Raw genomic sequence first — 26565 nt, forward strand, 5'->3', positions numbered from 1 at the left:
CGGCGAGGCAGCATGTATTGGGGAACCTTGAACTCCGTGGTGTGGCTGCGACCGGTCGAATGGTTCACCGCATCAAAGAGCCGCGCGGGCGCGAGGCCGGCCCGCGTCCCCAACGCCAGCGCCTCCGCGACGCTCCACGTCGTCGCCGCGGAGAGCAGGTTGTTGATCGTCTTGGCCGTATCACCGTCCCCGGGAGCGTCACCGACGTGGACGATATGCCTGCCCAGGCGCTCGAGGATCGGCCGGCACGCCTCCAAGAGATCCGCCGGGCCGCCGACCATGATGCACAGCGTGCCCTCGACCGCGCCCCGGACGCCGCCGGAGACCGGCGCGTCGAGGACGCGCACGCCCGTCCGCGCGAGATCCGCCGCGACCCGGCGGGTGGTGAAGGGATGGGACGATGTCATCTCGATGAGCACCTGTCCGCCGCGCATCACGCCGCCGAGACCATCCGTTCCATACACGGCGCGCTCGACGGCCGGCGGATCCGGCAGCATCGTGATCACCACGTTCGTGCCGGCCGCGGTGGCGGCAGCACTATCGGCGGGCTCGGCGCCGTCCCGGCACACCTCCGCGACCGCCTCGGCCCGGACGTCGTACGCCGTCACCCGGTACCCTGCGGCCAGCAGCCGGCGCGCCATGGGCGCGCCCATCTTGCCAACTCCCACAAGCCCGACGTGCGATAGAGCGTCCGGGGGCATCGTCCTGGATCACCTCTCAGCGAGTCAACGCTCCACGACCGGGTCGAGGGCGTCGCGCAGGCCGTCTCCGACGAAGTTGAGGCTGAGCAGGGTGGCGGCAAGCGCCAGACCGGGGGCGATCACCAGGCGAGGGTACGACTCGATCGAGTCGACGCCCTCCGCGATCATGGTCCCCCAGCTTGGGACGGGGGGCTGCACCCCGAGCCCGAGGAAGCTCAGCCCCGCTTCCGCGATGATGAAGGTCGGAATGAGAAGGGTCACCATCACGATGATGGGAGCGGCGATATTGGGCAGGAGGTGGATCCCCATGACACGGCGGTCGGCGGCCCCCAGGCTTTGGGCGGCCAGCACGAACTCGCGGTGCCGCAGGGTCAGCACCTGCCCTCGCACGACGCGGGCGACGTCGAGCCAGCCGACGAGGGCGAGCGCCATGACGATGGCCGTCACGCCGCGCGTATCGTGATTGAGCGCATGGAGCCAGACAAGAGGCCCGTGGCGGATGGTCGGCAGAAAGGCTGTGAAGAACGTCTGGAGTAAGACGACGAGCAGGAGGAAGGGAATCGCAAACACGATGTCCACGACCCGCATGAGCAGCAGGTCGAGCGTGCCCCCGAAGTATCCGGCAACAAGCCCGAGCGGGACCCCGGCGGCGAGCACCAAGGCGGCGCTCGCCAGCCCAACGCTCATCGACACGCGAGCGCCGTACATCAGGCGGCTGAGCACGTCGCGGCCGAGCGCGTCCGTCCCCGCCCAGTGGGCGCGGCTGGGGGATCGGTAGGTCGCAAACAAGTCCTGCCGATCGTACCCGTACGGAGCGGACACCGGCGCGCTGATCGCGATCAGCGCCACGACCACCAGAAACGCCGCCCCCACGAGGGCCATCCGATGCGCCGCAAACCTTCTGAGAGCGCGGCTCCCGCTGCGGCGGTACGCCGGCCGGAGGAGCGTCTCGGGCGCCGACCGCAGCGACCCCAACGGGGACGAATCACTCATATCTCACCTGCGGATCCAACGCCGCATAGGTCAGGTCGACCAGGATGTTCATCGTGATAATCACCACGCCGAAGAGCAGCGCCAACCCCAAGAGGACCGGGTAGTCGCGGCCGGTCGTGGCCAAGACAAAATACCGGCCGATCCCGGGCACCCGGGTGATCGTCTCGACGAAGAACGATCCGGTGATCACGTCGGCCACGAGAATGCCGGAGACGGTAGCAATCGGCACGAGGGCGTTGCGGAGGGCGTGCCTGATGACCACCCCCCTGCCCGAGACACCTTTCGCCCGGGCCGTGCGAATATAATCCTGCCCCAGCACTTCCAGCAGCGACGTCCGCAGGTACCGGGCCAGCGTCGCGCCTGGGCGAAAGGCGATCGCCGCCGCCGGGATGACCACGCGGAGGTCAAGCACCCCGCCCCATCCCCCGGTTGGCAGCCAATGCAGGAGGACGGCGAGCACCGTCACGAGGATCGTCGCCATCACGTAATTCGGGATGGAGATGCCCACCACCACGATCCCCATCGCGGCATAGTCAACCGGCGTGTTGCGGTACACGGCGGCCAGGGTGCCCAGCGGGATCCCGAACGCGACCGCCCACACCATCGCCACGGCTCCAAGCTGCACGGAGACGGGGAAGAAGTCCGAGATGATCTCCGAGACATCGCGGGCGGCGTTCACGTACGACGGACCGAGCGATCCGTGGACGGCGTCCCGGAGGTAGAGGAGATACTGATCCCAGAGCGGTTCGTTGAGATGGAACTTGAGCCGGATGTTCTCGATGACCTGCGGGGCCAACGGCTTCTCAGCGTTGTCCCAGGGCCCCCCCGGCGTCGCGTGCACCAGGAGAAACGCGACCGTGTACACGACCGCCATCGTGGGGACGGCGAGCAGGAGACGCCGGACGAGGTAGGCTCCCACGGATGCGCCGGATTATGGGAGCGCTGCGCCGGCCTCGCCGGCGCAGCGCCCGCGAAACCTTAGTGCTCGAGGATCTTCACGCGGCCGAACGTCCCGAACCAGGCCGCCGCAGCGGGAGGCAGCCGGAATCCCTGCACCCACGGCTTCACCGCCACGATCACACCCAGGTGATAGACGGGAAGCGCCGGCAGATCCGTGTTGAGAATTTTCTCTGCCGACTCGTACATCTGCTTCCGCTTGGCGGGGTCTGCCTCGCCCGAGCCCTTGCGGATCAACGAGTCGAACTGGTCGTTCCGCCACTTCGTGTAAAAGAAATCCTGATCTGAGTCAAACAAGATGTTGGCCCAGTTGGCGGGGTCCTCGAAGTCCGATCCCCAGCGGCTGAGGTAGAAGTCGTACGGCTGCTTCGCCCACGAAGCCCGGGCGGCGTTGAACTCCTTCGACTCCATCCGCTGCAGGGTCAGATTGATCTTCAGGGTATCGTGCCACATCTGCTGGAGGGCCTGCGCGACCAGGTCGAAGGTCACCAGCTTCGGCCAGGCCAGCCGCACCTCCGGAAACCCCTGCCCGTCCGGATACCCGGCCTCGGCTAGGAGCTGGCGCGCCCGGTCCGGACCCCCCGTGAGCGGCGGCGTGGAAAGGTACCCGATCGTCCCGGGGGGCGTGATCGTCGGCGCGGGGTCGTAGATGCCGCGGAGGACCTCGCTGGCCACCCGCTTGTGATCGATCGCCAGGTACAGGGCTTGGCGGACTTTGGCCTTGCTGAGCGGCGACTTGGTGTTGGTCGTGTCGCAAAACACCATCGCCGTTCCGGACCACCGGTACTTCTGCAGCTGCTTGCTCAGGGCGGGAGACTTTCGCACCCGCTCGATGTCACCGGGCTGGATCTGGTCGGTGACGTCGAGCTCGTTGTTCTCGAACGACGGCAGGCTGGTGCGGAACGGGTCATCGGTGAGCGTGAACACCACCCGTTGGAGTGTCGGCTTGGCGCCCCAGTACTTCGGGTTCGCGACGATCACGAGCTCTCGGTCGTGCTCCCATTTCTGCAGCATGAACATCCCGTTGCCCACGTGGTTGCCGGCCTCGACCCATTTCTTGCCGTACTTCTCGACCTGCCAGCGGGGCACCGGCATGAAGTTCCAGGTGGAGACAAGCCGCGGGAAGTACGCGGCCGGCTCGGAAAGGGTCGCCCGAAGGGTGAGCGTGTCCACGGCCTTGACCGCCACGGTATCGCGGTCCTTCGTCTTGCCCTTGTTGAAGTCGAGCGCCCCCTTGATCGGATAGAATGCGGAGGCATAATCGCTGGCGGTCTCCGGATCCGCGACGCGCTTCCACGCATACTCGTAATCCGCCGCGGTCACAGGGTGTCCGTCCGACCACTGCATCCCCGACCTGAGGTGGAACGTGTACGTCAGGCCGTCTTTGGACACGTCCCAGGACCGGGCGGCCAGCGGGACGATGTGGCCGGTGTCGTCGAAGGTGAACAGTGGATCGAAGAGGGCCATGCCGATCAGAATCTCCGGCCGGGCCTCCATGGTGGCCGGATCGAAGTGCAGCGGCTCTTGATCGGGGTAGCGGAGGATCTGCTTCGCCGCCGGTGCGAGCGCCGCGGCGGCGGGCTCAGGCTCGGAGAGGACGGCGCCCGCCGCGATGGCCGTGCCGAAGAGCCCGGTCAGCTTGACGAACTGCCGCCGGGTGATCAGGCCGCGCTCATAGTATCCATGCCAGGGGAACGCAATCCGCTCATCTGCCATCGGGGTCCCTCCAACCTCCAGCGCTATTGGTGTCGGGCCTGTTCGGGGCGTTGAGAAGAGTTTCCTTGTCACCGTTTCACGGCCCCGAACGTCAGGCCGGAGACGATGTGCCGCTGCACGATGAGGGTGAGGATGATCACCGGCAGCGTGATCATCGTCGCCGCGGCGGCGAGCGGTCCCCAGCTGATCTCCTCGTAGCTGATCATGTTGAAGACCGCGATGGGCAGGGTGCGCGTGTGCCTCCCGGCAAGGATCACGGAGAACAGAAAGTTGTTCCAGGAGAAGATGAAGCTGAGGATGGCCGCGGCCACGATGCCCGGCCGCACCAGGGGGAGCGCGATTCGCCAGAACGCGCTGTAGTAGGAGCACCCGTCGATCAAGGCGGCGTGCTCTAGCTCCTCGGGGACGTCCTCGAAGAAACCGATCAAGACCCAGATGATCAGGGGGAGGCTCACCACCAGGTGGGTGAGGATGAGGGCCGGGTACGTGTCCACCAGATGGAGGTGCCGGAAGAGGATGTACCAGGGGATCAGGTAACTGATCCCGGGGATGATCCGGGCCACGAGGACGGTGAGGGCGAGACCCTGCTGCCGCCAGCGGGCGATGCTGAACGCCGCGGGCAGCCCAACGATCAGACCGAGTGCGGTGCTGCCGGCCGCCACGACCGAACTGTTCCAGACGTACAGGACGAAGGGGTTCTTCTGAAAGACCTCCGCGTAGTTCTTGAAGGTGACGGCAAAGCGGAAGAAGTGGGGCGGGTATCCCGCCGCCTCTACCTGGGTCTTCAGCGACAGCGTGACCATCCAGTAGAACACGAACACGGTCGGCAGCATCGCCAGGCACACGAGCGCGTAATATCCGGCCGTGCGGAGCACGTCGGTGATGCGCCGCTTCTTCGGGCCGAGCGCCGCGACGGCGACACCCGCTACCATTCGGTCCGGCGCACCTTCATCAAGATCAACGAGGCTCCCATCACGATCGCGAACAAGGCCACCGCCATCGAGGACGCGTACCCGATGTTGAAATACGAGAACGCCTGGTTGAACAGCAGGAGGTTGATCGTCTCCGACGCGTTCGAGGGCCCCCCCTGCGTCATGATAAAGATGATGTCGAACGTCTTGATCGCGTCGATAGCGCGGAAGAGGACGGCCACGATGAGGATCGGACGCAGGAGCGGCAGCGTAATATGCCACAGGATGGTCGGCCCCGAGGCGCCGTCGATTACCGCCGACTCATAGGGTTCCCTGGGCAGCGCCGCCAGCCCGGCGAGCGCGATCAGCATGACGAGCGGCGTCCATTCCCACACGTCGACGAGCGCGAGGGCGTAGAGGGCCGTGTGGCTGCTGTACGTCCACTTGAGCGGTCCCACGCCGACGCGGGTGACGAGGTAATTCATCACGCCGAGCGTGGGGTGGTACATCATCACGAAGATCAGCGCGATCGCCGTGGGCGTCGCCACCATCGGGAGAATCGAGAGCGTTCGCACGAGCCCCCGCCCCCAGAACTCCCGGTTGAACAGCAGCGCCATCGCCACCCCAAGCACCGCCTCGCCGGAGACCACGAGCGCCGCGAAGTACAGCGTCCGAAAGAAGGCCTCCCGGAACCTCGGGTCCGCGAAGGCGAGATGCTGGTAGTTGGCCAGGGCGATGAACTTCGGCAGCGTCACGCTCGAGGCGTACCATTCCTGCAGGCTCATCCACCCGGTATACAGCACCGGATAGACGATGATCAGGGCCACCGCGACCACCGCCGGCGCGGGGAAGATGAACCGAGCATACCGGTGGGCGAGTCGCGCGCATCGCGCCCCGAACCCGGTCGGGGCGGGGACGGCAGACGGACGTACGGCGCCGGTGTTGGGGAACGCGGCTACTTCTCCGTCTTGTCCAGCATCTCCTGAAACTGCTTGTTGGCGTCGGCGATCACGTCCGCCGATTTGGCGCCCTCGATGGCCTTCTGGATGGCCACCCCGATGATGTCGCGGTACTGCGTGACGTCGACGATCTCGGGGAGCCCGGGGCGGCTGATCTTCAAGCTTTCCTGGTACGCTTGGTACCAGCCGATCGGCATCTTGGCCTTGGCTTTGACTTCGGGCAGCCCCCAGGTCGAGGCGCGGCCGACCCCCACCCCGCCCAGCAATTCCCGGTTGCAGTTCTTCTTGCTGGTCGCCCACTCGGAGAACAGGTACGCCGCTTCTTTGTGCTTGCTCTGGGCGCTCACCGCCATCGCGTTGGTAAAGGTCGGCGCGAATCGCCCGGCGGGGCCCGACGGGAGCGGCGCGTACCCGACCTTGCCGACGATTTTGGACTTGGTGGGATCCTCGAACTGGTTCGCGAAGTTCACCCCATCGATGTACATACCGACCTGCCCCTGAATGAAGGCGGCGCTGCACTCATACCAATTGAAGTTGACCACGCCGGGGGGCGCGTATTTCCGGAGCATCCCCGCATACCAATCCATGGTCTTGATCCACTCGGGGGTGTTCATGGCCGACTTGCGGTCCGGGGTGAGATACTTGCCCCCCATCGCGAAGAGGACGAACGCCCAGGGGGTGGCGTTCGCGTTCTTGAGCCCGCGCATCACGAATCCGTACGTGCTCGGCGGATTGTGGAGCGCCTTGGCGCGGTCCTCCAGTTCGTCGAGGGTCTTCGGCGGCCCCCAGCCCTTTTGATCGAAGAGGTCCTTCCGGTAGAACATGACGAACGGATCGGGGAAAGTCGGGAGGGCGCTGATCGTCTTGTCGGGCTGAGTGACGGCGTCGACCGCCCCCTTGGTGATGTCGTTCCAGGCGTAGTCCTCGGCGGTCAGGGTCTTGTCCTGGAGGTAGGCGTTCACGGGCTGGAACCACCCCGACTTCCAGAACCGGCGCTTCTCCACGTGCATGCTCGCGTGCCACGCGTCGATGTCCCCCGCCCCGGAGGTCATCTGCACGACCAGCTTCTCCCGCCCCTGGACCTCGGGGATGACCTCGTGCTGGAGCTTCATCCCGGTGAGCGACTCGAACTCGGGGAAGTACTTCTCGATCTCGTCCACCCAGGGATGCTTGTAGAAGAGCAAGGATAATGTCGTGCCTTTGTAGCGTTGCCAGTTGACGCTCTCGGCCTGGACCGGGGAGGGCGCGAAGGGCGCCATCGCCGCCCCGGCGGCCGCTCCAACAGCCGCGGCCGTTCCGAGCCGGATGGCCTCCCGACGGGTCATTGTCCCGGAGCCGGCGCGTTTCCGTTGGGCCGTCATATGTCCCTCCTCGATGAGGCTCACCTCTGCTGGGACCAGTGCGTCGATGTTTGCCGGGGCTCCCCCAATCTCCTTGTGACGCGGGGCAAGTGGGCGCCTGCTGCCTTCGGTGGGTGGATCGAGACCGAGGTACCGCCTGGTACGGCTCCGAAAGAGGGTACATAGCGTGCAGTGAGAGGAACGGCGCGCCGGGGCGTCGCGCGAGCCCCTGGCGCGCCATCATCGCGACACGGGGGAGTCCCACGGATCGCGAATCTGGTATCGACGCCCGCACGTATGCCGGGCTTTTTCTGGTCACGCTGGCGACGCTCGTCTACGAAATCCTCCTGACGCGCGTCTTCAGCGTGACGATGTGGTACCACTACGCGTTTATGGCGGTCTCGCTGGCCTTGTTTGGCACGACGGTCGGCGCCATTCTCGTGTACGTCTCCCCCGGCATCTTCTCCCGCGAACGGACGAGCCGGCATTTGGCGCTGAGCGCCCTGTTGTTTGGGATCTCGAGCCTCACAAGCCTCGGGGCGCACTTGATGATGCCGGTGGACGGCGCCCGGATGCAGGGGATCCTGATCTTCACTTACCTCGTCATCGCCGTCCCGTTCGTGTTCAGCGGAATCTGTGTCTCGCTGGCGCTGACGCGGTTCCCAGAGAAGGTGAGCGCCCTCTATGCCGCCGACCTCTCCGGCGCGGCGTGCGGGGGACTCCTGTTCATTTATCTGCTACGTGTGACCGACGCCCCCGGGGCGGTGTTCGTGGTCGCGGCCCTGGGGTGCGCCGCCGCGGCCTTCTTTGCGTCTGCGCAAGAGCGCAGAGGGGTGCTGCGGATCGCTGTGGCAGGCGGCCTCGCGCTGGCGGTCCTGGGCGCGGCGCAATCCATCCTGGTCCGCGAGGAACGTCCGCTGCTTCGGCTGACCTGGGCCAAGGGACACCACGAGGTGCACACGCTGTACGAGAAATGGAATTCGTTTTCGCGCATCAGGGTAAGCGGCGACCCGAACGTCCCGGGAGCGCCTGCGGGGTGGGGGCTGAGCCCGCGATACGACCCCGGGCATAAGGTGCGCCAACTCATGCTCACCATCGACGCCTCGGCGGCGACCTGGCTCACGGCCTTCGACGGCGACGTGCAGACGCTGGGGCACCTGCGCTACGACATCACGAACCTCGCCCACTACGTGCGGCACGATGCCAAGGTGCTGGTGGTCGGCTCCGGTGGGGGAAGAGACATCCTCTCGGCCCTCGCCTTCCGGCAGCGCTCGGTGGTAGCCGTCGAGATCAACCGCAACATTATCGACGCGGTGAACAGGCGGTTCGGGCAGTTCACCGGCCACCTGGACCGGGACCCGCGGGTGACCTTTGTCAACGACGAAGCGCGAAGCTACATCGCCCGGCAGCGCGATCGGTTCGACATCATCCAGATCTCCCTCATCGATACCTGGGCCGCCACCAGCGCCGGGGCGTTTGTCCTGACAGAAAACTCGCTGTATACGCGGGATGCCTGGACGCTGTTCCTGCAGCGGCTCTCGCCACGAGGCGTGCTCAGCGTGTCGCGCTGGTATTTTCGTGATCGACCGAGCGAGGTCTACCGGCTGGCCACCCTGGCCACAACGGCGCTGGCACGATCGGGGGTGGCGGATCCCCGATCGCATATCGTGATCGCCCGGAACTTGAATCCAAGCGGAAATCGTAACGTGCCGGACGGGATCGGCACCATCCTCGTGAGCCGGGCGCCGTTCTCCACGGCCGATCTGGACGCGCTGGACGCCGAGGCCCGGACGATGCAGTTCGACCTCGTCCTCACACCGCGCGCGGCGCTCGACCCTACCTTCGCCACGATCGCCTCGGGGAGCAACCTCGAGGCGTTTACCGCGCGCTTCCCGATCAACATCGCGCCGCCTACCGACGACAGCCCGTTCTTCTTTCACATGCTCCGCCTGCGCGACGTCTTCAACCCGAGGATCTGGCTCCCGGGGGAGCGCAACATCAACATGAGCGCCGTGGCCACGCTGGGGACCTTGTTGGTCCTGGTGATTGTCCTCACCGCGCTGTGCGTCGTCGTCCCGCTCGTCCTGACGACGAGAGGGAGTCCGATCGACGGCGCCGCGCCCCTCTTCGCCTTTTTCGCCAGCATCGGGCTGGGGTTCATGCTCGTGGAGATCTCACAGATGCAGCGTCTCATCATCTTCCTGGGCCATCCGACCTACAGCCTGTCGGTCGTGCTCTCGACCCTCTTGCTCGCCAGCGGCCTAGGCAGTTATTTGACCCGGAAGACGGGCCATCGCGGGGCATCCGGGGCGGGCGGCCTGCAGTTGGCGGCCCTGCTCGGCCTGCTGGTGCTCTTCGGGGCGTTAACGCCGCGTGCGATCGTCGTGTTTGGGGAGGCGACGACCCCGATCAGAATCCTGGTCGCCGCCGGCGTGCTGTTCCCCCTTGGCCTCGGCATGGGGATGGCGTTTCCTTTGGGGATGAAGATCGCCTCGGCGCGGTGCGGGAACCTGACCCCATGGTTCTGGGGGATCAATGGCGCCATGTCGGTCTGTGCGTCCGTGCTCGCAGTGGCGATCGCATTGAATTGGGGGATCGCCGCGGCGTTCTGGAGCGGCGTCGCCTGTTACGCCGTGGCGGCTCTCGCGTTGGTCATGGCCGGCCGGGAGGCGGTCGTCCCTGTGCCCATTCCCTCCCCCGCCCCACACGCGGCCGGCCGCCAGACCGGCTAGGTCTGGAGGGGGTGCCGGAGGGAGGCGATCGCGAGCCCCGCGATCAGCAGAGCGGCGGCGAGCCCGGAGGCGAACGCTGTGGCCTCCACCGGCTGCGACACCCACGCCACGCTGCGGGCGAGCTTCTTGTAGACATCGCGCAGACTCCCGCCCGACGTCGGGTGGAAGTACTCCCCGCCCGTACGGTGAGCGACCGCCCGGAGGGTGTCCTCATCCAAGGGGCCGCCGATAACGAACCGGTTTTCCGTGATCGGCACGCCGATCCCGACGGTATACACGGTCACTTCCTCGCGCCGCGCGAGGTCCGCCGCGACGAGCGGGTCCATCCCGGCGTTGTTCTGCCCGTCGGAGAGCAGGACGACGAACCCGGGGGGCCTGGGACCCGGGGGCATCGGAGGGAGCGTGCCATCCGGCAGTGGACGGACGCGTCCCGGAAGGGCGGCGACGGCTTCCATGAGCCCGTCGCCGATCGCGGTCCGGTGCCTCACGCTGATCGCGTCGATTGCCGCCTGCAAACGTTCATGATCGGTGGTCGGCAGCATGTGCACGGTGGCGTACCCGGCAAAGGTCACCAGTCCGATCCTGATCCGACCCGGAAGCGCGGTAACGAACGCCTTCGCGGCCGCCTTGGCCGCCTCGAGGCGGCTCGGAGCGACATCGCGGGACAGCATGCTGCCGCTCACGTCGATGGAGAGCATGATCGCCGACTGGTCCGAGGGAAGCCGCATTGGAACGGTAGGCCGTGCCATCGCCGTGGTGAGGGTGGCGAGCCCCAGCAGGAACAGCGCGGCGGGGATATGCCGCCAGGCGGATCGCCGCGGCCCCACGGCCGCGGCCAGCATCTCGACCTCGGAGAAGCGGACCGGGACCCGGGTCCTCCGACGCAGCAGCCAGAGGTACGCGGCGGCCAGCAGCGGCAGAAGGGCGAGGCCCCACAGAAACGCCGGCCACTGGAACGCGACCGCGGGCGTGCTCATGCAGGCGACCCTCTCAATCCCGGGGCTCAGCGCGCGAACGCCGCGAGGCCCCAGCTTCCATATAAGAATAGGACCAGCCCAGTCGCAACCAGCGCCCAATCGGCCGCCCGCTGCGCCCGGGGGCCGCTGAGATAATCGTGCGCGATGGTCCGGAGGCCGTTACACCCATGATAGAGCACGATCCCCAGCAGAAGCCAGTCGACGCCGAGGAGGACACCGCGCCGCAGGGAGACCGGATACAACGCATAGTGGACGCCCAGGTGGATCCCGACGAGGACGACGAGCAGCAGGCCGCTCGCCCGCTGCAGCACCCAGAGTAGCGCGCTCACGACCCGGCCTCAGAGGACATGAAAGGCGCCCCGCAAGACGGCGGCGGCCGCGGCCGCCGCCGCGAGCGCGACAAAGATCCAGAACGCACGGCGGCCCCGCATCCGCTCGACCCCGAGGTCGACCAGCACGACCCGGATCCCGTTGGCGGTGTGGTACGCGAGCCCCAGGACCAGCACGCTCAGCACCGCGGGGTGCAGCAGAAATCGGAGGAGCGGCGCGAGCGCCTCGGGGTGGCGCCCTGCGCGGGCGATGGTGACGACATGCCAAACGACGTAGGCGGTCAGGGCCACGCCGGTCAGGCGCTGCGCCCACCACGCCCAGATCCCCCAGCGCGGGTGCGCGGGCCACAGCTCCGCGTAGGCCTGGGTCCGCCGCTCCTTGGGAACGGGATACACGCCGTCCTATCCCGGGCGCAGCCCAACGAGGCGCCGCATGGCGCGCGAGGCGAGGATCCGCTTCACCTGCTCGATCGCCTGGGTGGGATCGAGCCCCTTGGGGCACAGGTCCGCGCACGTCCCATGTGTGTGGCACCGCCAGCACCCACGCGCGCTGTCGAGCGCCGCGAGGCGCTCCTCGTTCCCAGCTCCGCGCGAATCGGCGAGGAGGCAGAGGGCCCGCGTCATCGCCGCGGGACCCAGAAACCCCGGGTGCATACCAACGACATCGCACGCGGCGTAACAGATGCCGCACGAGATGCATTCGCGGTGCCGGTCGATCACCCGGCGCTCGCGGCTCTCCGGTTGGACCCCGGCCTCGTCTGAAGGGTTAGGCCCCGGAATGAACTCGGGATGGACCGCGCGCCAGGCGTCGAAGAACGGCGCGAAATCGACCACCAGATCTCGGATCACGGGGAAATGCCGGAGCGGCTCGACGACCACGACCTCTTCCGGAATCGCCGACAGCCGGGTGCTGCACGCCAGCCGCCCCACCCGGTTCACGGTCACGCTGCAGGTCCCGCACATGCCCGCCCGACAGGCGTAGCGGAAGGCGAGGCCGCGGTCAGAGTAGCGGTGGATGTGCAGGAGGCCATCGAGCACGGTCATGCGGGCACTCTCGGGCACCTCGTAGCTCTGGAACGCGCGGCCGCCGGTGCCGTCCGACCGGGCCACGCGGACGCGCCTGACTTTCGTCATCGGTCGGCCTCCGCGAGCGCATCGGCCGGATTCATGCGGGTGAGGCAGACGGGGCGGACGGCGAGGCGGGGGCCGTCGCCCCCAGACCGCATCACGACGTGCGCGAGCCACTCCCGGTCATCCTGGGCGGGAAAGTCTGCGCGGTAGTGCGCGCCTCGGCTCTCCGTGCGGGAGGCGGCCGCCCGCGCGATCAATGTGGACGCGACGAGCAGGCTGTGAAGGTTGAGCGCCGCGGCCCACTCGACGTTGGCTTCGCGGGAACCGTGGACCCCGATCGTCCCGGCGCGGGTGGTGAGCTCGGCCAGTTCCGCGATCGCCTCATCCAGGAGGCGCCCGTCACGCACGACCCCGACCTTGTCCCACATCAGCCGGCGCAGCCGGTCGAGCAGGTCATAGGCGTCGGCGCCGCGTTCGCGGCGGAGCGGCGCGGATGCCTGCGCGATGTGCCGCTCAGCCTCCCGCTCGTCCCGCGGGATGCGCGGCCGCGCTCCGACCTCCTCGGCGATCACGTCGCCGGCCAGCGCGCCAAAGACGAGGGACTCGGCCACCCCGTTTCCCCCCAACCGGTTCGCGCCTTGAACCCCCGAAGCGTCTTCTCCCGCGGCGTACAAACCGTCGAGCGTCGTCCGGCACCGCGCGTCGATCCGCACGCCGCCCATGAGATAATGGGCGGTCGGTGAAATCTCCACGCGGCCGCGCGCGAGATCGTATCCGGCGGCGCGCGTCCGCTCCACCATCCCCGGGAAGGCCTGCGCGATCTCGTCCTGATCGAGGTGGCTCAGGTCCAACCACACCCCACCCAACGGCGACCCGCGCCCCTCCCGGGCCTCCAGGTAGCAGGCGCGCGAGACCACATCTCGCGTGGCCCGCTCCATCCGCGCGGGATCGTAGCGCTCCATGAAGCGCTCGCCGAGAGCATTGTAGAGCCGGCCCCCGACGCCGCGCAGCCCCTCCTCGAGCACCATGCCGTGGAGCTCGGAGCCCTCGACGACCAGCCCGGTCGGGTGGAACTGCACCATCTCCATGTCCATCACTTCTGCGCCCGCGGCGTACGCCATGGCGATCCCGTCCGTGCTCTTCTCGCGCGACGGGGACGAGACCGCATACATCGTCGGCCCCCCTCCGGTCGCGAGCAGCGTCGCGCGCGCTTCGGCCACGAGAAATCGTCCGCGGCGCATGTCGAGCAGGACGCTGCCGCAGACCCGCGCTTCGCCGTGGTCACGGAGCAGGCCGACGGCGCGGTGGTCTTCCAGCACGCGGACCCGGCGGCCGAGGACCGCGTCGCGAAGCCGCTCCATGATCTCGATCCCGGTCAGGTCACCGCGGTGCACGGTCCGATCGAACGACTGTCCCCCGAAAGGCTTCTGGTGGATCGAGCCGTCGGGAGCGCGGTCGAAGAAGCACCCGTACCGGCTCTCGAGCTCGCGGATCATCGCAGGGGCCCGCGTGACGAGGATCCAGGCCAAGTCCTGCTCGTTCAGGAACGCGCCCCCGGCGATGGTATCTGCGAAATGCCGTTCAAAGGAGTCGGCCGGGTTGAGGACGGCGTTGTACCCACCCTGCACCATCCGCGTGCAGCCGCTCTTCGCGAGCAGGCCTTTGACGGCGATCGTCACGTCGAGCGCCGGCGCGCGTTCCGTCAGGTGCAGGGCCGCACAGAGGGCCGCCCCGCCGCCGCCCACGATGAGCACGTCGGTGGCGAGCACGTCACCGGCCACCGGATGGGGCTCCTCCGCCGGCGCCCTTGTCGATCAACCCGGACAACCGTTCCCGCGCCGTCTCCGCGATGCGCGCGTAGGCGCTCTCGCCGTGACTGTCGATCGAGACGAGCAGGGGCCCGAGGTCGCGGAAGCGGAACTGCCAGAGGCACTCGGGCATCAGGTCTTCCCAGTAAACCGCCTCGATCTCCTCGAGGTGCGTCGTCTCCCACGCGGCGGCCCCCCCGACGATGCTCAGATACACGCCGCCGTATTCCCGCATCGCGCGGACGCTCCCCGCCGGCAGGCCGCCCTTGCCGATGATCGCCCGTACGCCGTACTCGTGCAGCAGGCCGGCCGTGAACCTGTCCATGCGCGCGCTCGTCGTTGTGCCGACCGAGACCGCCTCGTAGCGTTCGCCGACCCTGCGGACGTTGGGAGCGGTGTGCAGGAGCACGCCGCCGCGGAGGTCCACCGGGGGCCGCTCGCCTTTGTCGAAGATCCGGATCAAGGTCGCATCGCGCAGACCGAAGACGGTCCCGGTGAGGAATACCCAATCCCCGACCCGAAGGCGCCGGACCCCCGCTTCGTCGAGCGGCGGGGTCATCTGGATCTCAGCCATGATGCCGGCTGCCGGCGGGGCCGAACTCTGCCCGGCCGTCCGCGTGAATCCGCGCCGTGGCCCGCAGGCCGCGCCAGCACTGCATGTTTACGGCCACGGGGTTGTGCGTGATGTGCGTGTACGCGTGCTCGATGTGCACGGCGAGCGCGGTGGTGTCGCCGCCGAGCCCCTGGGGGCCGATCCCGAGCGTGTTGATGCCGGCGAGCAGATCGTCCTCGAGCGCGCCCAGGTGAGGGTCCGGGTTCCGGGTGCCGATCGGCCGGATCGACGCGCGCTTCGCCAGCGCCACGCAGAGGTCCGCGGATCCGCCCACCCCGACGCCGACGATGCACGGCGGGCAGGGATTGGCGCCGGCCTCGACCACGCTCTCCAATACGAACCGCCGGACTCCCGCCACGCCGTCCGCGGGGGGGAGCATCTTTAGGAAGCTCATGCTCTCCGATCCCGATCCCTTGGGGATGCAGAGGATGTCCACCCAGTCCACGTTCGGCACGAACTCCCAGTGGATCGCCGGAATCCGGTAGCCGGTGTTGGTCTGCGGGTTTTCGCGCGTGACCGGGTGGCACACGCTGGACCTGAGCGGGTACTCGCGCGTGGCCCTCTCGGTGCCCCGCCGGATCGCGTCCCCCACCCTGGCCCCGTCGACGCGAAGGCCCGTGCCCACGCCGATGTAGTAGATCGGGGTCCCCGTGTCCTGGCAGACGAGCGTGTCCCGCTCGTCGGCGAGCTCGACGTTCCGGAGGATGATGCCGAGGAGCTGGCGGGCTACGGTCGACCGTTCCCGCTCGTAGGCGCGCGCGAGCGCCGCGCGGATATCGGCCGGGACATCCTTCAGGGCGCCGATGTACAGCGCCTTCGTCGTTTCCTCGACCGCGCCGTAGAACCCGGTCGCCACGGACACGCCGGCGTCCCCCGGCGTCACGCGCTCATGCCCCATCGTTTGATCGTCCTCTCTTCAGCCGCCCGGAAGATGCCGTGCTCGACCACGAGCCCGATCAGCACGATCGTCGCCAGCCCCGCAAACACGGCCGGGGTCTCGAGATAATATCGCTTTTGATAGATGTACCACCCGAGTCCTCCTTTGCCGCCGATGACGCCGAAGACCAATTCTGCCGCGATGAGCGTGCGCCACGCGAACGCCCACGCGATCCGAAGGCCGGTGAGGATCGAGGGGAGCGCCGCCGGAACGTAGATCGCGGCGGCGAGCGGCCAGCCGCGGAAGCCGAGGTTGCGCCCGACGAGCACCAGCGTCGGGGGCACCGTCACGAACCCGGTCCGCACGCTGAGCGCCATCGGCCAGATCGTGGCGTGCACCAACACGAAGATCATCGAGTTGATGCCGAGCCCAAACCAGAGGAGCGCGAGCGGAAACAGCGCGATCGCCGGGAGCGGGTTGAACATGCTCGCCATGACCTCGAGGAGATCCCGCCCGAACCGGGTGAACAGGGCGATCATGGCGAGCACAAACGCCCCCGCGACGCCCACCCCCATCCCGAGCAGCAGGACCTGGAGCGAGCGCCCCGCGTAGATCACCAACTCTCCGCTGCGGAGGCCGTCCAGCCACACGGAGAACACCGTCGTGGCCCGGGGGAAAAGGAGGGGGTTGGCATGGAGCGCGCGGGGGAGGACCTCCCAGGCGGCGAGCAGGAGGAGAATGGTCAGCGCCTTTCCCGTGAGAGCCCAGCGCGGCACCGTCCCGGCCCGCTCATTCATCGCGGCCACCCTCCCCGCCCCCAACCCCAAGCAGCGTCCGGATGCGGAGTTGGAGCGGGAGAAACCCGGGGCCGTCCGGCCCTATATCGACCGTGGGGTTATCGAGGATCGCCGCCACCCGGCCCGGTCGTGTGGTCATCACCATGATGCGGTGCCCGATCTGCATCGCTTCTTGAATGCTGTGGGTCACAAACAGGATGGTCTTTCGCGTCTCGCGCCAGATCCGGTTCAGCTCTCCCTGCATCCGAAGGCGGGTCAGCGCGTCGAGGCTCCCGAACGGCTCATCCATCAGCAGGACTTCTGGATCGAGGGCTAGGGAACGGGCCAGCGCGACCCGCTGTTTCATGCCGCCCGACAGCGTGTGAGGATAGGCGTCCTCGAAGCCGCCGAGCCCGACCATCTGAATGTACTGGGCGGCCCGGGAACGCACTTCCTCTCGCGAGAACCGCGCGGACGCCCCCAACCCAAACCGGACATTCCCGGTCACCGTCTTCCATGGAAGCAGCTGGTCGAACTCCTGGAACACGAGGATTCGGTCGATCCCGGGGCCGCGGGTCGCCGTCCCCTTGAACCGCATGGATCCGGCCGTCGGCAGGACAAACCCGGCCACGGCCTTGAGCAGCGAGGATTTTCCACATCCCGAGGGACCGAGCAGCACAAACTTTTCGCCGGCGCGGACCTGGAACGAGACGTCCTCCACGGCCCGCACGGCGCGCCCGCCCGTGTGGAACTCGATCGACACCCCGCGGGCGTCGATCAGCGGGTCGCTCACCGCCACCCCGGATGGGGCGGCGCGATCGGGCACGCCTGACGCGCCCCTAGTCGCCCGGCAGCCGGTGAATCTCGTCGAAGGTGAGCTCCTTCCACGAGGATGGCACCCGCTTCGTGGTCCCGATCTTTTTCAAGAACCCCACGAACTGCATCAACCGATGGGGTGTCATGGTGTACCGAATCTCCGGATTCCTGAGCACGGCCCGCATGAACCCGATCTCCGTTTTCTCGGCTTCGGCGAGGATCTTCGCCGCCTCGTCCCGGTGCTCCGTGAGGAACGCGGTGGCGTCCTCGAGGGAACGGAGGAGGGCCCGGTACTCGTCTGGGTGTTTCTTCGGGAAGTCGTCCATCGCCCACACCATGTTAAAGGTGTGGGGACCTCCCACGATCTGGTAGCTGTCGAAGATCTTGTGGATCCCCGACGTCTGCAGTTCCAGGTACTGGTACGGCGGCGAGGTCAGGTGGGCCGTGATCTCCCGCTTCGAGAGGAGCGCAAACATCCCATCGGGGTGGGCCATCGAGACGACGAGGCTGTCGAACGCGGTCGGCGCGCCCAGGTCCTTATCGGCGGCCATCTGCAGCACCACGTGTTGGATGCTTCCGACCGCGGGCATCGCGATCTTGTCGGTTGGCTTGAAATCGCGGACGGTCTTGATCTCCGGCCGGTACGTATTCAAGTAGAGCGGCATCTCATTGATCGCGGAGATGATCTTCCACGTCACCCCGCGGTCCCAGGCGATGATGAACGGCGCGACCCCTCCGCTTCCGACGTCGACCTGCCCGGCCAGCATGGCATCACGGATGACCGGGCCGGACGTCAGCTTGAGCCACTCCACCCGGAGCCCCGGGACACGCTTCTCAAGCATTTGGAGGTTCTGCATCACGATCAGTTGACCGTAGCCGATGCCGGGCTGCGTGGCGATTCGGAGCACCCGCTGGGGCTGCGCCGGCAGACGCTCGGCGGGGAGCAGCGTCAGGCCCGCCATGATGGCCAGCGCGATGAGGCCCAGACCAGATCCTCGCTTCACGGCAGCACCTCCCAGAATCCCTGTCCTAGTGTTCCCGCGTCGTGGGGAAGACGCCTTCCTCCATGTGAAGGAGGTTGCGGGCGGCCGCGCGAACGAGACCGGGCGATTGGGCCCCCGGCATCGACATATTCAACCCTGTCAAACACCCAGAAGGCGCTTGTTCGGGCATTCAGCGATGCAATTTCCTGGAGAGTGAGTGAAGTAAGGGCCGGATCAACACGTGGGGAGGGACGGTATGAACGCACAGCGACTGGCCATTGTGCTCACCGTGGTCAATCTCCTACTCCTACTGCATACCGCGATGCAGACCAGGTCAACGACGGCGCAGAACGTCGCTCCGATCCTACGAGCAAACACGCTCGAGTTGGTGGACGAACGCAGTGTGGTTCGCGCCCGGCTCGGTGTGAAAGGGTCGAACGTAATTGAACTCGATCTTTTCGATAAGGACGGGATCAATCACGTGAAGCTAGGGGCGGCCAACAAAAGTTCAGGGCTGGGATCAGGGTATTTCCTGGTGGCCGATGGAGGAACGGATCCCGCCTCTGGTTCTGTTGTCCAAACTTATGTACAAGTCATTGCAAGGTGGGGGGTCGGAACCGCCGAGAGGCCGACCACGAGGATCATGTTGAAAGGTGCAGACGGGCGAGAGCGAATAATTATGCCCTAAGGGTATGTGTCCTAATTTGGTTACTCCAAATTAGGACACTACCCGGGACCCGGCCATACACGTTCGTTACATACCCCTCTGATGATGAGGGGCGAGTTGCTCCACACTCTGGCAAGGGGGGATCAATGGATGAGAACCGTCATGGCATCTGTCCTTATGGCCGCGCTGGTGCTCGTCTACGTCGTCCCGCGCGCGGGCGCGGCGATGATGGGCGGGGACGTCAAGAAGGAACTGCAGACCGCGATCTTCCACAGCAGCGAACTCGCCCAGCGCGGCAGCGCCGTCGCCGGGGCTAAGCTCCACGTACAGCACGTCATCAATTGCCTCGAGGGCCCGAACGGGGCCAACGTCAAAGCCGAGGCTGGGTTTCCGTGCCAGGGGATGGGCAACGGGATTCTGCCCGACCTCAAGGACGCGGTGGCCGCGAAGGTCCCGGGCGCCGCAGAGGCGCTGAAGCAGGCGAACCTGGCGGAGACGCTCGCCGTGCAGGCGATCGCCAAGAACGACGTCAATGAAGTCCAGCCGTGGGCGAAAGTCGTCTCCGACCACCTGAAAGCCGCGCTCGCCGCGCTCGGGTCCTAACGCCGTACTGACCGCGCCGCCTCGTAGGCGGCCTCCACCACCGCGACGGCCTTCCGGATCTCGGCGCCGCCCGTCTGGAACGGAAGACCGTCGCGGCCGGTCTAGCCTGCGACTTTGAACAACAGCCCCAGGATGTAGGTCGCGCCCCCCACAATGATACCGGCCAGCGTCATCTCCAGCCCCGACGACCACCAGCTCCGCAGCGTGAACAGCGATTTGGCGGCCCCGACGAGAAAGTGCGCGATGAGGGAGACCACGGCCGCCCAAATCACGCCGGCGGTTCCCCCGATCCAGAAGAACGGCAGCACCGGGATGAGCGCGCCGATGCCGGTGCTGAGGCCCGCGGCGATCGCCGCCTGAACGGGGTTGCCCCCCGTGCTGACCCCCCCGAGTTCTTCTCCGACCAGCGCCTGCAGCATGGCATCGGGATGGCTGCCCAGCCGCTCTGCGAGCTCGTCCGCCTGGGCCTTGTTGAGTCCCTTGAGCTGGTAAAAAAGCGACAGCTCCTCCTGTTCCTCCTCGGGGTGCTCTTCGAGCTCTTTGCGCTCGCCGGCGATATTGGCGGCGGCCACCTCCGACGTCGATCGCTCCGCGAGGTACGCGCCGACGGCCATCGACAGCGCCGATGCGACCGCGCCGGCCAGGCCCGCGGTCAGCACGAAGCTCGACCCCCCCGTGGCCCCAGAGACACCCGCGACGATGCCAAAGACCGCGGCGAGTCCGTCGTTCGCGCCGTAGACCGCCCCCGAGATCCAACTCGAGCCGGTTTTGTGCCAGGTCTCCCGGCCCAGGATCCGCCTCAGCCGGCCTTGCGGATCCTCGCCCGGCGCCGCGGCGGGCGTCCCTGACCGCATGTCCTCGACCGCGAGCGCGTGGGATCGTTCGTCCTTCCGCAGCTGCGCAAACAGCGTGTCTGTCTCTGCGTCGCCGGTCGGACGCGCGTATGTGTCGTCGGTCTCCTGGTCCTCCATGGCTTCCCGCCAGGCGAGCACTTTGTCGACAGGGGCAAACCTGACCTGCAGCCGCGTCCACCGCGACAGCCGCACGGAGGCGGGGTCGGGAATCGCAACGCCGAGCTCGCGGAGGCGAGCCTCGATCCGCGCGCGATGCCGGCCTTCGCCCTCGGCCATGCGCCGCAAGATCGCGGCCCGCTGTCGATCGGATTCGCGCGCGGCCAGCGCGTCGTAGACCGCCCGGGCTTCCACCTCGCCCCGCCACGCTGAGAGGAGCCGCGCGACGGTGGCCTCAGACCGCAATGGCCTGTCCCCGCGTGGCGACCTCGGCCGCGAACCCGCGCGCGGCCAAATGGCCGGCCAGGGCGGCCGACTGGGCTTCCTCGCCGTGCACGCAGTAGATCCTTCCGACCCGCGGCAGCCGCTGCACCCACCCGAGCAGCTCGTCCCGATCCGCGTGCGCGCTGAACGACGGCAGGACGGCCACGCGCAGGCGCACATCGTGCGACTCGCCAAGAATGTGGACGGGCGAGACCCCGTCGGCGAGCCGGCGGCCGAGTGTGTTGACCGCCTGAAAGCCAACGATGAGGAGGATGGATTTTGGATCGTCGATGTGGTGGCGCAGATGGTGCAGGATCCGGCCGGATTCGCACATCCCGGACGTGGCGATGACGAGAAACGAACCGCCGATGGCGTTGAGGGCCTTGGAGTCCTCGACGGACCGCACGTACGTGAGTTCTTTGAACCCGAACGGATCCTGGTGATCGAGCTGCGCCCGGGTCTCGTCATCGAAGCACTCGGGATGCTGCCGGAAGATCTGGGTCGCGTCGACGGCCATGGGGCTATCCACAAACGAGTCGACGGAGGGCACCTGCCCGGATTCACGCAGGCGCGCCAGCGAATACACGAGATCCTGGGCGCGCCCCACCGCGAACGACGGAATCAGCACCGTGCCCCCGCCCGAGACGGTGTCGCGCACCACCTGCGCCAGCTTCCGCTCGCCCTCCGCGTACGGTGGATGCAGGCGGTCTCCGTACGTGGACTCCATCAAGAGGACGTCGACGGCCGGGAGCAGCTCCGGATCGCGGAGGATCGGGGCGCCGGGCCGGCCCTGATCGCCCGTGAATCCGAGGATTCGACCTCCTGCCTCGACGGTCACTGCCGCGGACCCGAGAATGTGGCCGGCATCGAAGAAGGTGACGCGGGCACCCCCGACCGGAAACGGTTGATCGTACGGGACCGCCGTCACGTGCTGCAGGGCGGACTCGACCTCGTCCGCGGTGTACAACGGCTTCACCGGAGGCGCCCCCCGGCGCTCCGGCTGCTTGTTGAGGAAGACGGCGTCCTGATGCTGCACCTTCGCGCTGTCCCGGAGGATCAATCCGGTCAGGTCGCGCGTGGCCGGCGTGCAGTAGATCCGGCCGGCGAACCCCTGCTGGACCAGCGTGGGCAGGTTGCCGCAATGATCGAGGTGGGCGTGCGAGAGCACGACGGCGCCGACGCTCGACGGGGAAAACGGAAAGTGTGCGTTGATCTCCAATGACTCGGCCCGCCGTCCCTGAAAGAGCCCGCAGTCCAGCAGCAGGCGCGTGTCCTGAGCCTCGACGAAGTGCATCGACCCAGTGACGGTGCGGGCCGCCCCGTAGCAGGTGACCTGCATCATGCCCGGGTCACGACGCGGCGGAGGCGGCCACGGCCCCGGGGGTGACCTCCCACCGCCGCAGCGCATTCCAGTCGAACCGAACGCCGTGCCCGGGAACGGCGGGCGGCGTGAACGCCCCGCGTTCCGCCCGGATCGGCTCTCGGAGGACCCCCAGGTCCGTAAGGCTCCCATCGTCCACGTCTTCGAGGATCAGCGCGTTCGGAACGGCACAGTGGAGGTGCGCGGAGATCTCCACGACGAGGTGGGCGGACACCGGACGGTTGAACGCCTGCGCCAGGTGCGCGATCTTCATCCACTCGGTAATGCCGCCGACCCGGGCGACGTCCGGCTGGACGATATCGACCGCGTTCTCGCGCAGGTAGCCGGCAAACTGGTACGTCGAGTGCACGTTCTCGCCGAGCGCGACCGGCGGACGGACGTGGGCGTTGACCCACGCGTTTCCCGGGACGTCGTCGGCGATCACCGGTTCCTCGATCCAGAACGGGTCGAACGGCTCCAGCGTCCTGACGCGTTGCGCGGCCTCCGCGGCCGTCCACTTCTGATTGGCATCGACCATGAGGCGGGCGCGGGGCCCGATCGCCTCACGCACGGCGCGAACCCGTTCGACGTCCTGCTCCGGATCGTCGTGGCCGACTTTGATCTTGAACGCCGCGTACCCTCGGCTCTGCCATCGTTCGACCTGCGCGAGAAGGTCCGGCAGGGCCAGGTGAAGGTTGACGCCGCTGCCGTACGCGGGCACCGGGGCTGGGGTGCCGCCGAGCACCGTGCACAACGGCTGCCCCACGGCCCTGGCCCGAAGATCCCACAGCGCGATATCCAGCGACGCGAGCGCGAGCCGGGCGATCCCACCGCCCACGTCGTGCGTGGCCTTCCAGAGGTCCTGCCAGATACGCTCGATCGGGGCGGGGTCCATCCCGGCCAGCCGGGGAAGCAGGTAGTCGGAGAGCAGAGCCGCGACGCCCGTGCCGCCGGTGCCGACCGTGTAGGACCAGCCGACGCCGTCGTGCTGCTCGTCGGTGGCGAGGCGCGTCACGATCAGTTCGTGGTGCGTGATGCGGTGGGTGGCGCTCCCCCACGGGGCGGGGAGCGGCACCCGGTAGCAGCGGGCCTCGGCCGACGCGATCCTCATCGCATACTCAGCGTGTCGCAGCGCCGCCCCCCTTGAATGATCATCCCCACCCGCTCGAGACACCTGATGTCGTCCAGGGGATCGCCGTCGACGCTGATCATGTCCGCCAGCTTGCCGGGTTCGAGGCTGCCGACCTCGCTCCCCATGCCGATGGCCTCGGCGGCGCGCCGGGTGGCCGCCAAGATGGCGTCGTGCGGTTCCGCGCCCCACGCGACGACCTGGGCGATCTCCCACCACATGAGGCCGTGCATCGAATCGGTCCCGAGGGCCCACTTGACCCCGCTCTCGAGAACAAACCGGAATGTCTGGCGCGACGTTTCCCTGGACTCCTTGAGCTTGGCCATGATGGACGGCACGTGCGCGTCGCCCCGCTCGATGCCGTCGGGATGCCCGCTGACGGCGTTGTTCGTCACCAGCCATGTGCCGCGTTTGCGCATCGCGACGAAGTCCTCAAGATCGCACAACTTGCCGTGCTCGATCGTGTCGACGCCGGCGTCGATGCAAATCGCCACGCCCGGGCCGCCGTGCGCGTGAACGGCGACGGGCTTCCCGTTCCGGTGCGCCTCGTCCACGGCCACCTGGACCTCGTGGGGAGTGTAGGCATACCACCGGGCGGCCGTGCCTTTGCTGGAGACGCCCCCGGTCATGAACAGCTTGATCAAGTCTGCGCCCCCGGCCACGTTCTCCCGAATGTGCCTGCGGATCTCGTCTTCCCCGTCGGAGAAGGTGAGCGCCGCGCCGTGCCCGTTGCGAGCGGTGATCGGCCGGGTGGCGACGAGCAGCCGGGGCCCGGGCAGGCGGCCCGCGGCGATCGTCTCACGGAGGTCCACGTCGATGAAGTGCTCCTCCCCCACCACCCGCATCGTGGTCACGCCCGAGCGGAGGTCGGTGCGGAGGTTCTGGACCGCGCGTAAGATTTGGGGCGCCGGGGGCTGCCGGAGCTGACCGATCTGGTCTCCGAGGCCGGGAACGATCGACGCATGCGAGTGCGCATCGACGAACCCCGGCAGGAGGGTCTGCGCCCCGCAGTCGATGACCTCCACGTCCTTTGGGACCCGCACGTCGATCTCGCGGCCCACCGCCGCGATGCGGTCGCCGTCGACCACCAGGACGCCGCGCTCGATCGGAGGACGTCCGGTCCCGTCGATGATGCGCTCGGCCTTGACCGCGAAGCGTGTGGGTTCCATCGTCCGATGCTCCTCTGCCGTCGACCTACTCGGGGGTGTGTTCCATCTCCATGAGGAGCGCGCCGTTCAGGAGCGCGCGCGCGCTGATCTTCGCCGCCCGCGCCAGCGTGCTGAGCACGTAGCAATGACGCTCAGCCTCCTCGACGAGCTCCTTGACGCGCTGGGGCGGCTCGGGACTTTCGATGCGGATCTCATAGCGGATCTCGTCGAACCCGCGGTTGGGCATCCCCGGGAGGCGGCCGCCCCGCCGGTCGAAGTACCCGCGGATCGCAAACTCCAACGCGTCGAGCCGGATCTTTCTGAGGGCCGCCACACGGGCGAACTGAACTTCTTCTCAGAAACCCAGCGAGGCGAGGAAATACTGCAGGGGACTAGGCCCCCGCCCCGTCCCGCCCCGGTCCGCCGGCTCGTCGCAGATCACGAGATGCTCCCCGAGCTGCGCCTCCGACCGGCAGTCCTCCACGAGCCGGGTACTCGCGCGAATGACGCCCCGAGCGGTTTCGAGATCCGCTGCGGCGTAGCCCTCGAACATTCGTTGGACGTGGTCGATGAACTCGGAGCTGCGGTGTATCGGGGTCATGACGCCCTCCTCCTCGAGTCGCTGGGGGCGGTTTCGCCGGAGGCGCGCACCGTCCCTGTGAGCAGGCGGCGGCCGCGCGCGCAGAGAAAGAACAATCATGGCGCATCGTGTGCTCAGAGTGGGCGTGCTCGGCGCGGGGACCTGGGCGCGCACAGCCCACATCCCGGGCTGGCTGCGCGACCCGCGGTGCAGGGTCGTCACGGTCTGCGACGTCGAGGCGGGCAAGGCGCACGACGCCGCCCGCCACTTCGATATCCCGGAACCGGCGGATGACTGGCGGGCCGTCGTGGCGCGGCGCGACCTCGACGTCGTTGACGTGGTCACGCCCTCCCACACCCACCACGAGCTGGCCTGCGGCGCCCTGGAGGCGGGCAAGCACGTCTTGTGCGAGAAGCCCGTCGCATTCGATTTCCGCGACACGCTCCGCGCCGCGGACCTGGCCAAGCGCAAGGGGCTCCTGACCAAACTGGGGTTCACGTTCCGCTACAGCCCGGGGGTCCGGTACGCGAAGTCGCTCATCGACGAGGGGTTCGTCGGCACCCCCTTCATCTTCAACGGGTACGAGCAGAACTCGCAGTGGCTCAACCCCGAGACCCCGCTCCGTCAGGGGGATCCGAGCGCCGATCCCTCGATCCTTCACGTTTCCTCGCTGGAGGGGTACGGGGCGCCGATCATCGACATCGGGCAGTGGTGGGTCGGCGCGGGGTACGCCCGCGTCGTGGGCACGATGCGCAACTTCATCCCCGAGCGCATGGTGCGGGCGACCGGACGGATGATGCGCATGAACATCGACGATGGCGCCGTGTACATCGGGGAGTACGAGAACGGCGCCATCGGATCCGTGCAGACCAGCTACGTCACGATCGGGAACTATCCCGGGATCGAGGCGCGCCTCTACGGCAGCAAGGGCGCGATCATCTGCCGCCTCGTCGAGGAACGCGGCATCCCCGAGACGATCAAGGTGGCCACACCCGAGCAGGTCGAGTTCCGCGAACTCGAGATCCCCACGCCCTTCTACCCGCCGGGCGGCCATCCCCGAGAGTCCTGGCGATCGCTGTTCTATGCCAACCTCATCAGGGATTTCATCGACGAGATCCTCGACGGCGGCGGGCGCAACCAGGGCAGCTTCGCGGACGGGGCGGGGGTCCAGGAAGTCATCAACGCGGTCGAGCGTTCCTTCCGCGAACGGCGCTGGGTCGACCTGCCCCTCGAGCGTTAGGCCAC

General features: G+C 67.7%; 27 protein-coding genes. 4 read left to right on the forward strand and 23 right to left on the reverse strand.

The window, feature by feature from the left end:
• The 7 genes from VFP86_17975 to VFP86_18005 all read right to left on the reverse strand — a co-directional run.
• The coding region (locus VFP86_17975; protein HET9001533.1) for an NAD(P)-dependent oxidoreductase at positions 1 to 653 on the reverse strand (653 nt) is incomplete at its 3' end.
• A gap of 72 nt (positions 654 to 725) precedes the next feature.
• Positions 726 to 1694 (reverse strand): ABC transporter permease, encoded by a 969-nt coding sequence (locus tag VFP86_17980; GenBank protein ID HET9001534.1) that lies wholly within the window; start codon positions 1692 to 1694, stop codon positions 726 to 728.
• Entirely contained in the window at positions 1687 to 2613 is a 927-nt protein-coding gene (locus tag VFP86_17985; GenBank protein HET9001535.1) for an ABC transporter permease, read from the reverse strand. Before VFP86_17985 ends, VFP86_17980 begins: the two co-directional genes overlap by 8 nt.
• A gap of 59 nt (positions 2614 to 2672) precedes the next feature.
• Entirely contained in the window at positions 2673 to 4367 is a 1695-nt protein-coding gene (locus VFP86_17990) for a peptide ABC transporter substrate-binding protein (GenBank protein HET9001536.1), read from the reverse strand.
• A 68-nt stretch (positions 4368 to 4435) separates the two neighbouring features.
• Complete coding sequence (locus VFP86_17995) at positions 4436 to 5299, reverse strand: carbohydrate ABC transporter permease (protein HET9001537.1); 864 nt, start codon at positions 5297 to 5299, stop codon at positions 4436 to 4438.
• The gene (locus VFP86_18000) at positions 5293 to 6105 is read right to left on the reverse strand and encodes a sugar ABC transporter permease (protein ID HET9001538.1); all 813 of its coding nucleotides are present in this window, start codon (positions 6103 to 6105) and stop codon (positions 5293 to 5295) included. The genes VFP86_17995 and VFP86_18000 overlap by 7 nt, the downstream gene beginning before the upstream one ends.
• Before the next feature lie 128 nt (positions 6106 to 6233).
• Positions 6234 to 7598, reverse strand: coding sequence for a sugar ABC transporter substrate-binding protein (locus tag VFP86_18005; GenBank protein HET9001539.1), 1365 nt, complete (start codon positions 7596 to 7598; stop codon positions 6234 to 6236).
• A gap of 113 nt (positions 7599 to 7711) precedes the next feature.
• Between VFP86_18005 and VFP86_18010 the strand changes: the two genes are divergently transcribed.
• The gene (locus VFP86_18010; protein ID HET9001540.1) at positions 7712 to 10309 is read left to right on the forward strand and encodes a hypothetical protein; all 2598 of its coding nucleotides are present in this window, start codon (positions 7712 to 7714) and stop codon (positions 10307 to 10309) included.
• Here VFP86_18010 and VFP86_18015 read toward each other — a convergent pair.
• The 10 genes from VFP86_18015 to VFP86_18060 are packed head-to-tail and all read right to left on the reverse strand — an operon-like array spanning position 10306 to position 18580.
• Positions 10306 to 11286, reverse strand: a complete 981-nt coding sequence (locus tag VFP86_18015; protein HET9001541.1) for a VWA domain-containing protein — start codon at positions 11284 to 11286, stop codon at positions 10306 to 10308. The two genes, VFP86_18010 and VFP86_18015, sit on opposite strands and share 4 nt — an antisense overlap.
• A gap of 26 nt (positions 11287 to 11312) precedes the next feature.
• Positions 11313 to 11615, reverse strand: coding sequence for a hypothetical protein (locus tag VFP86_18020; protein HET9001542.1), 303 nt, complete (start codon positions 11613 to 11615; stop codon positions 11313 to 11315).
• Positions 11616 to 11624: 9 nt separating this feature from the next.
• Positions 11625 to 12011, reverse strand: coding sequence for a hypothetical protein (locus VFP86_18025; protein ID HET9001543.1), 387 nt, complete (start codon positions 12009 to 12011; stop codon positions 11625 to 11627).
• A 6-nt stretch (positions 12012 to 12017) separates the two neighbouring features.
• On the reverse strand, positions 12018 to 12749 hold the full coding sequence (locus VFP86_18030; GenBank protein ID HET9001544.1) for a succinate dehydrogenase/fumarate reductase iron-sulfur subunit: 732 nt from the start codon (positions 12747 to 12749) through the stop codon (positions 12018 to 12020).
• Positions 12746 to 14467, reverse strand: a complete 1722-nt coding sequence (locus tag VFP86_18035) for an FAD-binding protein (protein HET9001545.1) — start codon at positions 14465 to 14467, stop codon at positions 12746 to 12748. Before VFP86_18035 ends, VFP86_18030 begins: the two co-directional genes overlap by 4 nt.
• Complete coding sequence (locus VFP86_18040) at positions 14457 to 15068, reverse strand: FumA C-terminus/TtdB family hydratase beta subunit (protein HET9001546.1); 612 nt, start codon at positions 15066 to 15068, stop codon at positions 14457 to 14459. Before VFP86_18040 ends, VFP86_18035 begins: the two co-directional genes overlap by 11 nt.
• A complete protein-coding gene (locus VFP86_18045; protein HET9001547.1) occupies positions 15061 to 16005 on the reverse strand; it encodes a fumarate hydratase in 945 nt (314 codons plus the stop codon). The genes VFP86_18040 and VFP86_18045 overlap by 8 nt, the downstream gene beginning before the upstream one ends.
• On the reverse strand, positions 15987 to 16781 hold the full coding sequence (locus VFP86_18050; protein ID HET9001548.1) for an ABC transporter permease subunit: 795 nt from the start codon (positions 16779 to 16781) through the stop codon (positions 15987 to 15989). The genes VFP86_18045 and VFP86_18050 overlap by 19 nt, the downstream gene beginning before the upstream one ends.
• On the reverse strand, positions 16774 to 17559 hold the full coding sequence (locus VFP86_18055) for an ABC transporter ATP-binding protein (GenBank protein HET9001549.1): 786 nt from the start codon (positions 17557 to 17559) through the stop codon (positions 16774 to 16776). The genes VFP86_18050 and VFP86_18055 overlap by 8 nt, the downstream gene beginning before the upstream one ends.
• A 40-nt stretch (positions 17560 to 17599) precedes the next feature.
• Positions 17600 to 18580, reverse strand: coding sequence for an ABC transporter substrate-binding protein (locus VFP86_18060; GenBank protein ID HET9001550.1), 981 nt, complete (start codon positions 18578 to 18580; stop codon positions 17600 to 17602).
• A gap of 235 nt (positions 18581 to 18815) precedes the next feature.
• Here VFP86_18060 and VFP86_18065 point away from each other — a divergent pair, with 235 nt between their 5' ends.
• Both VFP86_18065 and VFP86_18070 read left to right on the forward strand, forming a co-directional pair.
• Positions 18816 to 19247 carry a hypothetical protein gene (locus tag VFP86_18065; protein ID HET9001551.1) on the forward strand — a complete coding sequence of 144 codons (432 nt, stop codon included), beginning with the start codon at positions 18816 to 18818 and terminating at the stop codon, positions 19245 to 19247.
• Positions 19248 to 19388: 141 nt separating this feature from the next.
• Positions 19389 to 19829, forward strand: a complete 441-nt coding sequence (locus tag VFP86_18070) for a hypothetical protein (protein ID HET9001552.1) — start codon at positions 19389 to 19391, stop codon at positions 19827 to 19829.
• A gap of 101 nt (positions 19830 to 19930) precedes the next feature.
• Here the strand turns inward: VFP86_18070 and VFP86_18075 are convergent, their stop codons facing one another.
• Genes VFP86_18075 through VFP86_18100 form a run of 6 tightly spaced genes read right to left on the reverse strand, consistent with a single transcriptional unit; the run spans position 19931 to position 25341 of the window.
• Positions 19931 to 21085 carry a VIT1/CCC1 transporter family protein gene (locus VFP86_18075; protein ID HET9001553.1) on the reverse strand — a complete coding sequence of 385 codons (1155 nt, stop codon included), beginning with the start codon at positions 21083 to 21085 and terminating at the stop codon, positions 19931 to 19933.
• Positions 21075 to 22445 carry an MBL fold metallo-hydrolase gene (locus tag VFP86_18080; GenBank protein ID HET9001554.1) on the reverse strand — a complete coding sequence of 457 codons (1371 nt, stop codon included), beginning with the start codon at positions 22443 to 22445 and terminating at the stop codon, positions 21075 to 21077. The genes VFP86_18075 and VFP86_18080 overlap by 11 nt, the downstream gene beginning before the upstream one ends.
• A 7-nt stretch (positions 22446 to 22452) precedes the next feature.
• Complete coding sequence (locus VFP86_18085) at positions 22453 to 23574, reverse strand: mandelate racemase/muconate lactonizing enzyme family protein (GenBank protein HET9001555.1); 1122 nt, start codon at positions 23572 to 23574, stop codon at positions 22453 to 22455.
• On the reverse strand, positions 23571 to 24761 hold the full coding sequence (locus tag VFP86_18090) for an amidohydrolase family protein (GenBank protein HET9001556.1): 1191 nt from the start codon (positions 24759 to 24761) through the stop codon (positions 23571 to 23573). Before VFP86_18090 ends, VFP86_18085 begins: the two co-directional genes overlap by 4 nt.
• Before the next feature lie 25 nt (positions 24762 to 24786).
• On the reverse strand, positions 24787 to 25074 hold the full coding sequence (locus VFP86_18095) for an OsmC family protein (GenBank protein ID HET9001557.1): 288 nt from the start codon (positions 25072 to 25074) through the stop codon (positions 24787 to 24789).
• Between the two features lie 21 nt (positions 25075 to 25095).
• On the reverse strand, positions 25096 to 25341 hold the full coding sequence (locus VFP86_18100) for a hypothetical protein (protein HET9001558.1): 246 nt from the start codon (positions 25339 to 25341) through the stop codon (positions 25096 to 25098).
• A 97-nt stretch (positions 25342 to 25438) separates the two neighbouring features.
• Here VFP86_18100 and VFP86_18105 point away from each other — a divergent pair, with 97 nt between their 5' ends.
• Complete coding sequence (locus tag VFP86_18105) at positions 25439 to 26560, forward strand: Gfo/Idh/MocA family oxidoreductase (protein HET9001559.1); 1122 nt, start codon at positions 25439 to 25441, stop codon at positions 26558 to 26560.
• Positions 26561 to 26565 lie beyond the last annotated feature (5 nt).

Source organism: bacterium (genome assembly GCA_035703895.1).
GTDB lineage: Bacteria > Sysuimicrobiota > Sysuimicrobiia > Sysuimicrobiales > Segetimicrobiaceae > Segetimicrobium.

Coding starts and splice junctions, on each gene's coding strand:
- VFP86_17980 (HET9001534.1), bottom strand. CDS start 1,694: ATGAGTGATTCGTCCCCGTTGGGGTCGCTGCGGTCGGCGCCCGAGACG.
- VFP86_17990 (HET9001536.1), bottom strand. CDS start 4,367: ATGGCAGATGAGCGGATTGCGTTCCCCTGGCATGGATACTATGAGCGC.
- VFP86_17995 (HET9001537.1), bottom strand. CDS start 5,299: ATGGTAGCGGGTGTCGCCGTCGCGGCGCTCGGCCCGAAGAAGCGGCGC.
- VFP86_18005 (HET9001539.1), bottom strand. CDS start 7,598: ATGACGGCCCAACGGAAACGCGCCGGCTCCGGGACAATGACCCGTCGG.
- VFP86_18015 (HET9001541.1), bottom strand. CDS start 11,286: ATGAGCACGCCCGCGGTCGCGTTCCAGTGGCCGGCGTTTCTGTGGGGC.
- VFP86_18030 (HET9001544.1), bottom strand. CDS start 12,749: ATGACGAAAGTCAGGCGCGTCCGCGTGGCCCGGTCGGACGGCACCGGC.
- VFP86_18040 (HET9001546.1), bottom strand. CDS start 15,068: ATGGCTGAGATCCAGATGACCCCGCCGCTCGACGAAGCGGGGGTCCGG.
- VFP86_18045 (HET9001547.1), bottom strand. CDS start 16,005: ATGGGGCATGAGCGCGTGACGCCGGGGGACGCCGGCGTGTCCGTGGCG.
- VFP86_18050 (HET9001548.1), bottom strand. CDS start 16,781: ATGAATGAGCGGGCCGGGACGGTGCCGCGCTGGGCTCTCACGGGAAAG.
- VFP86_18065 (HET9001551.1), top strand. CDS start 18,816: ATGAACGCACAGCGACTGGCCATTGTGCTCACCGTGGTCAATCTCCTA.
- VFP86_18070 (HET9001552.1), top strand. CDS start 19,389: ATGGCATCTGTCCTTATGGCCGCGCTGGTGCTCGTCTACGTCGTCCCG.
- VFP86_18080 (HET9001554.1), bottom strand. CDS start 22,445: ATGATGCAGGTCACCTGCTACGGGGCGGCCCGCACCGTCACTGGGTCG.
- VFP86_18085 (HET9001555.1), bottom strand. CDS start 23,574: ATGAGGATCGCGTCGGCCGAGGCCCGCTGCTACCGGGTGCCGCTCCCC.
- VFP86_18090 (HET9001556.1), bottom strand. CDS start 24,761: ATGGAACCCACACGCTTCGCGGTCAAGGCCGAGCGCATCATCGACGGG.
- VFP86_18100 (HET9001558.1), bottom strand. CDS start 25,341: ATGACCCCGATACACCGCAGCTCCGAGTTCATCGACCACGTCCAACGA.
- VFP86_18105 (HET9001559.1), top strand. CDS start 25,439: ATGGCGCATCGTGTGCTCAGAGTGGGCGTGCTCGGCGCGGGGACCTGG.